Annotated in this window: 14 protein-coding genes; 4 read left to right on the top strand and 10 right to left on the bottom strand. The window is 60.8% G+C overall.

Annotated elements, in window-relative coordinates; genetic code table 11:
* From JJE47_11985 to JJE47_11950, 8 genes are all read right to left on the bottom strand, one after another.
* Positions 1 to 790 (bottom strand): M20/M25/M40 family metallo-hydrolase (locus JJE47_11985; protein ID MBK5268142.1); only part of this gene is annotated, 790 nt, incomplete at its 3' end.
* Positions 787 to 1,998, bottom strand: coding sequence for an MFS transporter (locus JJE47_11980; protein MBK5268141.1), 1,212 nt, complete (start codon positions 1,996 to 1,998; stop codon positions 787 to 789). The genes JJE47_11985 and JJE47_11980, both read right to left, overlap by 4 nt.
* Positions 1,999 to 2,060: 62 nt before the next feature.
* A complete protein-coding gene (locus JJE47_11975; protein MBK5268140.1) occupies positions 2,061 to 3,131 on the bottom strand; it encodes an S-layer homology domain-containing protein in 1,071 nt (356 codons plus the stop codon).
* Between the two features lie 52 nt (positions 3,132 to 3,183).
* Complete coding sequence (locus tag JJE47_11970) at positions 3,184 to 3,654, bottom strand: SRPBCC domain-containing protein (GenBank protein MBK5268139.1); 471 nt, start codon at positions 3,652 to 3,654, stop codon at positions 3,184 to 3,186.
* A 21-nt stretch (positions 3,655 to 3,675) separates the two neighbouring features.
* Positions 3,676 to 4,893: a geranylgeranyl reductase family protein gene (locus tag JJE47_11965; protein ID MBK5268138.1), complete on the bottom strand. Its 1,218-nt coding sequence runs from the start codon at positions 4,891 to 4,893 to the stop codon at positions 3,676 to 3,678.
* 134 nt (positions 4,894 to 5,027) lie between these two features.
* Positions 5,028 to 6,236, bottom strand: coding sequence for a TRAP transporter substrate-binding protein DctP (gene dctP, locus JJE47_11960; GenBank protein MBK5268137.1), 1,209 nt, complete (start codon positions 6,234 to 6,236; stop codon positions 5,028 to 5,030).
* Between the two features lie 162 nt (positions 6,237 to 6,398).
* Positions 6,399 to 7,775 (bottom strand): TRAP transporter large permease subunit, encoded by a 1,377-nt coding sequence (locus tag JJE47_11955; GenBank protein MBK5268136.1) that lies wholly within the window; start codon positions 7,773 to 7,775, stop codon positions 6,399 to 6,401.
* 29 nt (positions 7,776 to 7,804) lie between these two features.
* Positions 7,805 to 8,521 (bottom strand): TRAP transporter small permease subunit, encoded by a 717-nt coding sequence (locus JJE47_11950; GenBank protein MBK5268135.1) that lies wholly within the window; start codon positions 8,519 to 8,521, stop codon positions 7,805 to 7,807.
* Positions 8,522 to 8,610: 89 nt separating this feature from the next.
* On the opposite strand from JJE47_11950, the gene JJE47_11945 reads away from it, so the two are divergent.
* Positions 8,611 to 9,315 carry a trypsin-like peptidase domain-containing protein gene (locus JJE47_11945; GenBank protein MBK5268134.1) on the top strand — a complete coding sequence of 235 codons (705 nt, stop codon included), beginning with the start codon at positions 8,611 to 8,613 and terminating at the stop codon, positions 9,313 to 9,315.
* A gap of 3 nt (positions 9,316 to 9,318) precedes the next feature.
* On the opposite strand, the gene JJE47_11940 is transcribed toward JJE47_11945, so the two are convergent.
* A complete protein-coding gene (locus JJE47_11940; protein MBK5268133.1) occupies positions 9,319 to 9,762 on the bottom strand; it encodes a hypothetical protein in 444 nt (147 codons plus the stop codon).
* A gap of 80 nt (positions 9,763 to 9,842) precedes the next feature.
* Between JJE47_11940 and JJE47_11935 the strand changes: the two genes are divergently transcribed.
* From JJE47_11935 to JJE47_11925, 3 genes are read left to right on the top strand one after another with little or no spacing between them, the layout of a single operon-like run.
* Positions 9,843 to 10,187 carry a hypothetical protein gene (locus tag JJE47_11935; GenBank protein MBK5268132.1) on the top strand — a complete coding sequence of 115 codons (345 nt, stop codon included), beginning with the start codon at positions 9,843 to 9,845 and terminating at the stop codon, positions 10,185 to 10,187.
* A 32-nt stretch (positions 10,188 to 10,219) separates the two neighbouring features.
* Entirely contained in the window at positions 10,220 to 10,813 is a 594-nt protein-coding gene (locus JJE47_11930) for a hypothetical protein (GenBank protein ID MBK5268131.1), read from the top strand.
* Positions 10,762 to 11,169: a hypothetical protein gene (locus JJE47_11925; protein MBK5268130.1), complete on the top strand. Its 408-nt coding sequence runs from the start codon at positions 10,762 to 10,764 to the stop codon at positions 11,167 to 11,169. Before JJE47_11930 ends, JJE47_11925 begins: the two co-directional genes overlap by 52 nt.
* A 212-nt stretch (positions 11,170 to 11,381) precedes the next feature.
* Here JJE47_11925 and JJE47_11920 read toward each other — a convergent pair.
* A partial coding sequence (locus JJE47_11920; protein ID MBK5268129.1) for a universal stress protein occupies positions 11,382 to 12,482 on the bottom strand: 1,101 nt, incomplete at its 5' end.

Raw genomic sequence — 12,482 nt, 5'->3', positions numbered from 1 at the left:
CTCCGGCGGTTCGCTCGTTGAGCAGCGTTTTTAGTGCTCGTTGAGCGGCGCCGGTTGTGTGGTCAATCATGGTCTCAAGCATCACTCGATTGGCATCGATAATGTGTACGGGAAGTCGCTTTTTATCGATCCGGCTGAGCGTGCGACCGAGCAGGGCCATGGCGCCGCCTTGAATCGGCACGGAGCCGTGCCCACCCTGACCGCGCATCGTCAGGGTGAATTTCACGCTGACTCGTTCGGCGATCTGGATTGGGTAGAAGCGCACGCCTGCCACGGTTAGTGGAAACGCTCCGCACTCGCCGATGCCATATTTCACGCCGGCAAAAAGGTCTGGCCGTTCTTCGACAAGGAACTTGGCTCCCACAGTCCCTCCATCTTCTTCATCGGACAGGATCGCCAGGATGATGTCGCCGGCCGGCGGTTCGCCCAATTCGGCCAGGTTGACCATGGCGTCGATCATCATGACCACTCCGCCCTTCATGTCGAGGGCACCCCGCCCCCAGACGTAACCGTCGATGATTTCGCCGCCAAACGGGTCGTGACTCCACGGCTGATGGTTGGTTGGAACAACGTCGATGTGGGCATGCAGGAGGAGTGGCGGTGCTTCCCCGCGCCCGGGAATCCGGGCGATCAGGTTGGGCCGGGTGGCATCGTGGGCGACGATCCTGGTTTCGATGCCGGCTGCCTCCAGGACCTGTTCGATGTGCCGTACCGCGTCGTGTTCGTTACCTGGAGGGTTGGTCGTGTCGTAGCGAATGAGTTCCTGGAGCAGTGCCACTGGATCGGTCATGCGGGAACCTCGACCTCGTCGCGGAGTTGGGCGAACATGCGCAATACCTTAACGATGAGGGGAATCAAGATCACATTGGCGATGGCGAGGAACCGCAAGACGCCAACGATGCCGTATGCATCGGTGAAGCCAACAGCCGTTTCGCCAAGGCCGAGACCGATGTTCGACATGACACCGAGAATGGCGAACATCGATCCGGCGATCCGTAGGTCGGTGATATCCATGGCGAACGTGGCATACGTTGTCCATTGAAGCCCGACTGCAATGCCCCAAACAGCGGCAAAACCGACGATGGCGTTGGCGGTTCCGAGCGATGAGATGATCAGGCCTCCGCCTGAGACGGCGGCCAAGGTGATGAAGGCGGCGTTCCGGTGGCCGAGTTCTCGGACGATGGTGGCCACGCCCCAGGCGCCGACGACCATCCCGACTCCTTTGAGGGTTCCATAGGTTCCAATAAGCGCGCCGGATGCCTCGAATTGTTCGGATAGGTAGTAGGTCACGAGTCCGTCGATGCCCTGGAACACGGTCCATCCGCCGATGAGGAACAACCCGAACAGCATGTAACGCGGTTCTTTCAGGAAACGGAAGGCAGTCCAGTCGAAGGTCTGGTCAGGCAATCGAGTGGATGATTCGTGGACCCGTCCCACCTGCCACAGCGGGATGAGTAGCAACGCTCCGATGACCAGGAAGATGGGCTGGTATCCAACCCGGTCGACCATGAACCCGAAAACGGTGGACAGGGCGATGAGCCCGATCGCTCGTCCGCCGGTCATGTAGGCCTGCACCACCGAATGATCCTCTGGCTTCATGACGTCAACCGCGTAGGCATCGGCGGTTGTGTCGAATAGTGCCATCATGAAGGTTGCCGACAGCACGGCGGTGGCGAGGATTCCGAAGTTGGTCGAGGGGTCGACGAAATAGGCACCGAAAAAAGCCAATGCCGTCCCGACGAGACCTATCACCATGTACGGCACCCGGTAGCCACGTCCGAACAGGCTGAATCGGTCCGAGATGATGCCGTAGACGAACTTCAGGATGAAGGGGAGAATGGCGAGGCTGGCCACCAACGCGATGCGTTTGGTGTCGATGCCTTCGGAGGCCATGTGGGGTTTGAAGAAGTTCAGCTGATACGCCTGAATGACCCCTTGGACGAAGTAGAGCATGGTGAACATGCGCAGCAGTTGTTGGCGACTCAGCTGGTTTGTCAAAGCCCTGTGACAATAGTGAAACCGACCCGGGTCTGCCCCCAGGCCGCGGTGAAACTGTTGAGCTAGGGGTTGAGGGCGAGTAGGCCGGTTGTCGCGGTGGCGGTGCTGCTTGAGATGACCACGGTGGCTCTGATGGTCATCTGATACCCGGCCGGCTCAGAGATGAACGTGATGTCGAGTTGATGGGTGCCGGTCCAGGTATTGGGGAACTGGAATGTCACGACCTTCTCGGCGATGTCGTCCGCGATGACCACCGGCTTGACGACGACACCCAGCTTTGTTCCGTTCAATTTGGCCTCGGTCCGCACCTGGTTACTCATGAAATTGTTGCGATCGACGGTTCCCACCTGAGACCACGGTCCGGTCAGGAAACCTTCGTCGAAGTAGAAGAATTGGCCCTGGGCGATCGTAATGGTCGTCAAGCACGTGGTACCGCCTGCGAATGTACATCCATCGTCGGCGGCAGCCTCGGCAATAGCGAGGTCGATTCCGTTCGTGGTTGTGCCCCTGGCTGGCACTGGCAGCCTCACGTAGGGCAGTCCCCGTGTGAGAAAAGCGGCCATCTGGCCCCTGGTGACCGGGCTATTAGGGCAGAACGTGTTGGTGTTTCCGCATCCTTTGGTGATGCCGGCGGTGGCGAGTTTCTCGATGTCGTTTTCGAAGATCGAACCGTTGTCGTCTGTGAAGTTTATGGCGGGGTCTTGGGCCGTGAGCTTCAGCGCTCGGACGAGGAACGCCGCCATCTCTGCTCGGGTTACCGCCCGGTCGGGGCAGAACGTGTTGGTGTTTCCGCATCCTTTGGTGATGCCGGCGGTGGCGAGTTTCTCGATGTCGTTTTCGAAGATCGAACTGTTGTCATCTGTGAAGTTGATGGCCGGATCCTGGGCAGTCAGTCCGAGTGCCCTGACGAGGAAGGCCGCCATCTGTCCCCGGGTAACGGGGCTGGTGGGACAGAACGACGTGTGTTGCGAGTTGCAGCCTTTGGTGACCCCGACGGCGGCGATTGCCTCAATGTCGGGTTCAAAAATGTTGCCGTCGTCATCGACGAACGTCCCACCGGGTGGGATCGCCGCCGCGCTCGCCGGAGCTGCGAGTAGCCCCAGAATGAGAAAAGCGAGGATGAGTCGACGCATCGGGTCCCTGACGTTGCTGGGGAAAATCTACACGACTGGGGTAATTGTACGTCTAGGCCCAGTGATTGGAGAGCAGGTCCAGAACGTAGGACCATGCTTCGGCGAAGTACGCCAGGTAGTCGTCCCAATCGGTGCCGGTCAGAAAGCCGGTATGGACGAGGCGGACCCGGGTGCCTTCATCGGCGGGACGAAACGTTATTGCCACCCAGGTGTTCGATGAGCGCAACGGGAGAGTTGGGGGAGCGTTCCAGGTAAAAGACAACAGCTCGCCCGGAACATATGACAGGATCTTGCAGCCCTCTGAGCCGCGCAATCCCGCCGGTAGGTCCGTTGTCATCATCAGCTCGAAGGGTCCGCCGATTCGTAGCTCGATATTGGCATCGGGGACCGGCCACCACTTCTGAAGGTCTTCCTTTGACGTCCAGGCTCGCCATACCTCTAAGGGCTCTGCCAGCACGGTCGTTTCCACTTCCAGAGCCCGAAGCTCGGACCCTGATCCCGGGATGGTGGACGTATCGATCATGCCCTTAATATATATTCTGATCTAGCCGGAAGCCCGGGTTCGCCGGAGGATTGGGTCGGCGGCGGCCAGCACCCGGTCGGCCGCTCCCAGGACCAGTCCGGCGGTACCGGGTGTCTCGGAGTCAACCAGGTTGCCCATCACTTTGAGCGTGATGTTGGCGATTGCCTGGGTGCCGACCGCCAGTCGAAGACCTGAGTTGAGTATCCACGGATGACCGATAAGAAATGAAAACCGGCGCCCCGTCCTAAGGAAGCTGTCGAAGCGTTCACCGATGAGCGCGTCGTAACGTTCCGGTGCGGTAACCGGGTCGGCGACAAACAAGTCGGCGGCCAGCATGCCTGATTCGAGCCCGTAGTCGATACCTTCGCCGTTCATCGGGTTGATGAGCCCGGCGGCGTCACCGATGGCCACCCAACCCGGGCCGTGTCGGCGTTGGGTACTCATGGGTAGGCGCCAGGCGCGCGGCTTTTCGAGATACGGCCCGATCTCCCACTCCTCGCGGACCTGGTCGTAGTAGAGGTCGATGAGGGTGTTGAGGTTGAGTCCTTTGAAGCCTTTCATGGTGTTCAACGCGCCGACGCCGATGTTGACCGTGCCGTCACCGGCTGGAAACATCCACCCATAGCCGGGGACCGAGTTGTCGTTGCCGTCCTTCATCGTTAGGCAGGCTTCGAGATGTCGGTCGGCGTGGCGGGGCGACTCGACGTAGCTGCGGATGGCCAGGCCGAACGGCTCGCTGGCGACCTTGGTAGCGCCAACCATTCGGGCCACCTGACCCGGTGCGCCCGCAGCGATGACAACCAGGTCTGCCGCCCAGCGTTCTTTGCCGGCATCCACACCGGTCACCCGGTCACCGTCGATGACCGGCAGGGCCTCGGTCTCCCAGATGATCTCAGCTCCGGCTTCGGCGGCGGCGTCAATCAAGGCGGCGTCAAGTCGACGCCGCGGCCAGACCGCCCCATGTGAGGGGAATCGGGCGGTGGCGGGCCAGTCGAGTTCTCGTCTGGTCGAGTTGGCGATCATCCGGAGCCCATCAATGTGATGGGCGTCGGTCATGTCGATCTTGAGTTCGTTGAGGGCGCCGACCGCTCGAGGTGTGAGACCATCCCCACAAACCTTGTCACGTCCGTAGGCGGCCTTGTCAAAGACCACTACCGAAGCGCCGAGACGGGCAGCCTGGATCGCCGCGGCTGCACCGGCAGGTCCGGCCCCGATCACGGCGATATCTACGGTCTTCATGGGTTCGATGTTATCGGTCAATCATCCGAACCCAACATCGGGTTTGGTGCTAGATGGGAAGCTGCCACAAAAGAGTTGGCCCGGTCGGATGACCGGGCCAACTCTTCAATTGCTTGTCTTGTTCGTACTGTTGGTTACAGCGTGAACGCGTGGAGCATGGACGTTTCCGCCAGTGCGTGCCAGGCCTGTACCGAGTCGCGGAATTCACGCCACGGACCCAGGATGTCGTTGAACCGGCCGTCAGCCGCCGCGGTTTCGTCGAGTACCTTCTCGAAGTCGGTCTTGAACGCAGTCAGGACGTCGTCGGGAAACTGTCGGATCTCGGCCACTGACATAACTTCGGCCAAAGCTGCCGAGTTGAGCACGTCGTACTTGGCCATGGTGCCTACGTTGGCTGCTTTGGCGGCGTTTTCGACGGCTGCTTGGTACTCCTCTGGCAGGGCGTTCCACGTGTCTAGCGTTATGACTATCTCCAGCGTCGAGCCTGGCTCCCACCACCCCGGGTGGTAGTTGTAGACCTTCGTGCCAAGCTGGCCTAGGCCGAGGATGAGGTCGTCGTATGGTCCAACCCACTCGGCCGCATCGATGGCTCCGGTTTCAATCGAAGCCACGATCTCGCCGCCCGCCACCGTCACCTGTTCGGCGCCGAGGTTGTTGAACGTCCGTCCGGCCAGACCCGGGATTCTCATCTTGAGTCCCTGGAGGTCGGCGACCGAGTTGATCTCCTTCGTGAACCAGCCACCCATCTGCACGCCGGTGTTACCGGCCGGGAACTGGATAAGTCCGAAGTCCTCGGCGTAGAACTCCCGAAGCACGTCGAGTCCGCCGCCTTCGTAGAGCCACGCATCCTGCTGGCGGGACGTGAGGCCGAACGGTACGGCGGTCCCGAACTGCATGGCCGGGCTCAGGCCGACGTAGTAGTACGAGGCCGTGTGTCCGGCTTCGGCGCCACCGTTCTGCACGGTTGGCAACACTTCGAGCCCACCGACGAGTTCGCCGGCAACCCGGGGTGTGACCTTGAACTTGCCGCCCGTCATTTTGAGCATTTCGTCGGCGAAGATCTGGGCTCCGGCGCCGATCGTTCCGATGAGGGAACCCGGCCAACTGGTTGGCATCTGCCATTCGACTTCGGGCAAGTCGGATTGTGACAGGATGACTTCGGTGATGTCGGTCGTGGCCGTGGCTAGCGTCGTAGCGGCTGTGTCGTCCTTGGTCGTGCAGGCTGCCAGGAGCGATCCTGCGGCTGCGAATCCGGCCACGCCAACGCCGTTCCTGATGAACTGACGTCGACTGACACTGGAACGTTCCTTGTCCAGGTCGATGTGGGCCTCTTCGGGGTGCATGTTGTCCGGCATATCGCTACTCCTCCAGTAGTCGATCATTTTTTAGCATTTCGTTCCGCTTTATGTCCTCGATTGCTGGGATTCTGAATGGCGAGTCGCGGAGGTAACCACGGCTCGCAGATGGCAGTGAACGTGTAACTCTCCTCCAGGTAGTCATCGATGTCATCCGCTCGGAACGAAAAGGTCGAAAGATGTCTGAACAATCGCGGGGAAAACCGCCAGGATGACGAGCGTCACACCCTGCAAGACCATGAAAGGAATCGCTCCTCTGTGAATGTCGGCCGTCTTGACCTCCGGCGGCGCCACGCTTTGTAGATAAAACAGCGAGAACCCCACTGGCGGCGATATGAATGCCATGTTCAGGTTCACGGCCATCAGCACGGTAAACCAGATCTTCTCCTGATTGGTGAATCCAAGTGTGTCCATGGCCGGCAGAAAGATGGGGACGACGATGAAGGTGATTTCGAGGAACTCGAGGTTGATGCCGAGCAAGAACACGGCGACCATAGCCACAACGACAAAGCCGGTCTTGCCGCCTCCGATGTCGGCCAGAAAACTCGCCGTGGCATCCGACCCGCCGAGTTGGAGGAACATGAGTGAGAAGAATGACGAACAGAACAGCAACGTCATAACGAGAATGCTGATATTCGCCGTGGATTTGGCAGCTTCTCGGAGTGCTTTTGGAGTCAGCCGCCAGTGCGGAACGATGTGGTCGGCACCCGCCCGGATGAGAACCTTGTCGAACAGGTAGGCGAGACCCGCCAGGGTGAGGGCGCCGAACACTCCGACCGCTCCGGATTCGGAAGGCGTGGCGATGCCCTGGAAGATCGAGAAGAGCACCCCGATGATCAACAGGATGATTGGCACGACCGAAAAGAGCACCTCAAGGGCCAGGACTTTTCCGGTCAGGGTCCGTTCCTCGGCCGGCATGGCCGGACCGGTTCCAGGGCGAAGGTACGAGACGCCGATCGCATAGGCGGCGTACAAGGCACTGAGGATGAGCCCCGGTAGCAATGCCCCGGCGAACAACCCGAGAATGCCCACCCCCATTTGGGAGGCCAGCAAGATGAGCACCAGGCTGGGCGGCAGTAGCTGAGCCAGGGTTCCTGAGGCGGTGATGACACCGGTGGCGAGCTTGTGGTCATAACCGAGACGGATCATGGTTGGGAGTGACAGCAGGCCCATCACGATCACCGTGGCGGCCACGACTCCCGTGGCGGCCGCCAGCAACGTACCGACCAGCACCACCGCCGCAGCCACTCCGCCCTTGATCGGGCCGAGCAGCATGCCGATGGCTGTGAGCAATCGCTCGGCGAGTCCGGATCGTTCAAGGATCGCCCCCATGAGTACGAAGAAGGGAACGGCCAAGAGGGTGGAATCCGATACCGCCCCGAACCATCGGGCCGGCAACACGTCGAGGGTGCCTGGATCGAAGGTTCCGGTTATCGCTCCAAGAAAGGAGAAGAGGAGGGCAGTGGAGGCGAAGGAGAACGCGACGTTGTAGCCAACCAGAATCAGCGCCAGGAATATGACGAACATCGCCAGGGCCAATGCGACGCCGAGATCCACTACTCGATCCTCACTGGCGCTTTTTGGGCAGCGATGCCGGCAAGGTCCTCGCGTCCCATCAAGACGAGGATCTGCTTGATGATCTCGGCAACAATCTGGGTTGTCATGAGGAAGAACCCGAGAAGGATCATCAGCTTGATCGGTCCCCGGGGGAGGCCGCCCGCATCGGTCGACTGCTCCCAGATTTTCCACACTTGCCAGGTCGACCATGATCCGTTGAAGGACCGGCCCATGCCGGCCAGCGACCAACCCCACAGGGTCCTCATGGCAACGACGAGGAATGGCAGAAAGAGGAAGACGTGCACGACCAGGTCAAGTTTTGCTTTGGTCTTGTTCGTGAAATCAGCCCACCAGAAGTCGATCCGGGGGTTGACACCTTCGCGAACTCCGTAGTTCAAACCGAGCAGAACGAGGGCACCGAACAGCATCCATTGGAGGTCGAAAACTTCGCCGATGATGATGTCGCGTTGAATGAATCTGGCGATGTAGCGGGTTACGACACTGACAAATCCCAGCACGAACACCGCCCAGACGAGAATCCAGGCGGCCTTCCCGGTGGCGGTAGTCACTGCCTCTATACCGATCCTGAGGTGATAAAGGAGGCCGGCAATCCCGCCAGGGACGTCGAGTGGTTTCGCTACCTCATGGCGGGTGAAGACCTCCAGCAGTTCTTCAGCAGCTGAGGTGATATCGGTCTTCGAGCCTTGATCGTCCAAATCGGTCTCTCCCCGAGTGCGTCGGCAACCGCGGCCACCATACAAGAATTGGGAGTTCCGCGGGCCCAATTCTGCGTACCATGTGTTTCGTGCGAAATGCCCCACTCGCGGTGGTGGCGACGATGTTGGTCGGGTTGGGAGCAGCTTGCGGCCCGGGCGATCCTCCCGCCATCGACGCCGGCGCCCTCCCCCTGGTCCCCGCTCAGCGCGCGGTGACCATTGAGACGACCGGGTGTGGCCTGGCAGCCGACCGAACCGGGTCAGGGGTGGCGATCAGCGATGGTCTTGTGCTCACCGTTGCTCACCTCGTCGTCAAAGCCGACGAGGTTGTTGCGAGGGTGGGCGATGGCGATCCGATGAGTGCGGTTGTTGTGGCCGTCGACTTGAACCTCGACCTGGCCCTCTTGCGAGTTCCACCGAATGGGGTCTCGTCGGTCGATACGTCTTCGGTTGGCACCGGATCCGAAGGGTTCATCGTCGGCGGCGCGACATCCGGGACGGTCCCCTTCGTTGTCAAACAAATGGTGAGTTTGTCCATCGAGCAGATTCTCGGGTCAGATCGGCATAGCCGGCTGGGATATGAGCTCGAGGCGGCAACCGCCAACGGAGATTCAGGGGCCGGTGCGTACGACGTTCACGACCGGATGATCGGGATTGTCTTTGCCACCAGCGATGGTGGGGCATCGACCTGGATTACCGCCAGCGCCGAAGTTGAGAAGTTCCTGGCGGGTCACGCGTCGGATAGCGCACCGATGGCGTGCGATCCGGCCGCCTCCCGGCTCATGCTTCCTTGACGGTCAGATTGCGGCGATGACCCGCATGGAGCGCTCCGAGCTTTTTGGCACCGTGTACGTCAATCCTTCAAATGCCCACGTCGTGGCCAGCATGTTGCCATCGACCATCGTGAGGGGAGTGCGGGTCGGATAGTCCTCAGTTATCGAGCGGGCAACCTGGCGGATTCTCGATGCCTTGCAAAGGATGAGCCGTCCGGGCGTCCTCGCCAGAACTCGATATTCGGTGGTCGAGTAGATGGCGATGGCCGCCGCGCCAGCCCCGAACCCGAGACGTGACGGCCACTCCTGCCATCCCACGGAGGCGGCTATTGCGACCAACGCAACGAACGCCAGCCCGCCGTACCAGAGCATGTATGGGTGCCGCCGCCACATGTAGGCGGCATCCACGAGTGATTCGCCTTCGTTGAGCAGTCGAGCGACCGAGCGGAGCAGAATGGCATGGCGCATGGATGGCGAGTGTACGCCAAGCCACCAGGCTCCGAATTGCCACGCTAGAATCACAGGGTTGTAATTCAAGGAGAGAATTGATGGCCCTGGCGATGGATACCGACCTGCTGCCCGCAGCCGCGCTGGCCTGCGCAGACGCCTACACGACCCATGGTTCGTCGATCATCATCAAGGATCATCCGTTCGTTACCGTGTTTTCCGACGAAGACACGGCCGAGATCATCATCGAGGACGAGGCTTCCATCGAGCGAGCCATCGGGTATGTTGCCCAAATCGCCGAGGTGTGGAACGTGGTGGTCATTCTTCCTGCCGCCCTGGCGGGGACTGGTCATCGACTGTTGCGGGGCCGGTTTCACAACGTACGCCTCCAGGTTTGGTGGGCCGAAGCTGACCGTGTCTGTTTCGGTCGGGTTGAGGTTCCCTAGCGTTTCGCTCCCGGTCGTCGTAGCCTGATCTCATGCCGCCGCCGCTCTATGTTCAGAACGTCATCGCTTTTGTTTGGGATTACGACCGAACCCTGATCCCTGGGAACCAGCAGGATCCGATCTTCGAGGAGTACGGCGTCGACGCCGGAGAGTTTTGGGCTGAGGTTGAGGGCCTTGTCGACTATTACGCAGCCCGCGGGGTGCGAGCGTCCCGGGACCTTGTATATCTCGGCCATATGATCACGTACGTCGAGAACGGTCTGTTTCCTGGTCTCACCAGGGCCAAGCTGGCCGAATTGGGAAGCCGCGTGGAACTCGCTCCGGGTATTCCAGAGTTCTTCGCTTCGACCCGTCAACACGTCCAAGAGAATCCCGGCTACGTGAAGGAAGGTATCTCGGTTGAGCACTACGTCGTGTCGACAGGAATCGTGCCGATGATTCTTGGCAACAAGATCGCCGATCAGATTGATGGCGTTTGGGCCAATGACTTCATCGAACAACCTGCCCCCCTGGCTATCTCGGCCACCTCGACATTGCACCTTCTGACGTGCCGATCAGCGGACTTGGATACACGATGGACAACACGGCCAAAACCAAGGCCATCTTCGAGATATCCAAGGGTGTGAACAAGAACCCGTCGATCAACGTGAACAGTCGGATGTCGGAGGAGCAGCGCCGGGTCCCGATGCGCCACATGATCTATGTCGCCGATGGTCCGTCGGATGTTCCGGTGTTTTCGATTCTCAATGCCAACGGTGGCAAGACCCTGGGGGTTTACACGACGGAACCCGCCAACAATTTCCGCCAGGTAAAAAGCCTTCAGGAACAAGGCCGGATCCAGGGGATGGCCAAAGCCGATTTTCGACCAGGGGAAGCGGCCTACTTGTGGCTGATGGACAGCCTCGATCAGATCGCCGACGAGATCGTCGCCGCTCGTCGGGCCGCCCTATCCCAGATCCCCCAACCCCCCGGCCACGTCTAACCCAGTTGCTATCTGTCCTCCCGACCCGGTTGGCGCGGCGTTGTCGTCGGTCCCCCAGCGGAACGTCCGGGTGTTGTCGGTCCCCCCAGGACCGTAGGTCCGTCCGGGGGGAAGGGTCCCGTCCTCGTGGAGGATGGGTAGGGTTGGTTGACCTTCCACTGCATTCTGGCGGTCGGTCCCCCCAGCGCCGGACTGTCGGCTGGTGCCTGGTGCTAGTCGCGGAACAATTCGGTCATCGGGACGAACCCATTCGGGCTTTCCGCGTATGAGCGGATGGCGAGGACCGGTTGCTCGGGGGTGGCGGTAACGAAGTCGTTGATCGTCTTGGTGAAGTCGGGTCCGCCCGGTGCGGCCAGGACGACCAGGTCTCCGGTTCGAATCTGGGTGTCTTTGGGCAGTGGGGATTCGACGGGTCCCGGTCCGTGGATCCACCAGGCGGCTATTTTGGTTGAGTAGCTGCGACCGATCCGGATGGCCAGGTCCCGGGCGGCTCCGATCTCGACGGGCGATGCCCCTTTGACTTCGACAACCAGCACCCGGTCGAACGTCAGGATGGGGAGGTAGGCGACGACGACCGGTGCCGGAACCCGGCTGACCACGTCGTCGACGACCGATCCGAGAACGGTACGTCGGGCAGCGGATGTTTCGGTCCATCCGATGAGTACCACCGACGCTCCGGTCTCGAGGGACGCATGGGAGATACCGCGCACAATGGACGCGTCGATCCGCACCATTCCGGCCGATTCGGCGCCGAAGCTCGCTATGAACCGTTCGGCTGTCCCTTGTATTTCTCGTCCCTTTGCCACCGATTCGGCGTCGCGTGTGGTCACGACGTGCAGCGGTGTGACGGTTCCGGCGTCGGCTCGGGCCAGCATGAGCGCCAGTTCGATGAGGCGGTCAGTGCCGTCGAGTCGGGCGACGGGCACGAGCACTTGTCGCCCGAGTTTTGATGGCGAACTGGAAGCGTCAACGGGAATCTTGTCGGCGGATCGCCCCGCTGACCATGAGGCAACGATGATCGTGGCCAGGACGACGAGCAGCGTTGCGTTCACGGCGGTCTCGTCGATGATGCCCACCCGGAGACCGACAATGGCAGCTGCGAGGGTTCCGGCCGCCTGGGCGACCGACAGCGAGAACATCACCTCGATGTGCGCCCTGTCGAACTTGAAGAGCTGTCCGGTGATCCAGGCGGCGCCGTATTTGGTGACGATGGTGACCGCGGTGAAGACACCGGCGAGAAGCAGCGTGCGAGGGTCGGTCACCGTGGACAGGTCGACGAGCATGCCGACGGACACGAGGAAGATCGGGATGAG

This window comes from Acidimicrobiia bacterium (genome assembly GCA_016650365.1).
Lineage (GTDB): Bacteria > Actinomycetota > Acidimicrobiia > Spongiisociales > JAENVV01 > JAENVV01.
This window is presented reverse-complemented; position numbering and strand designations above follow the sequence as displayed.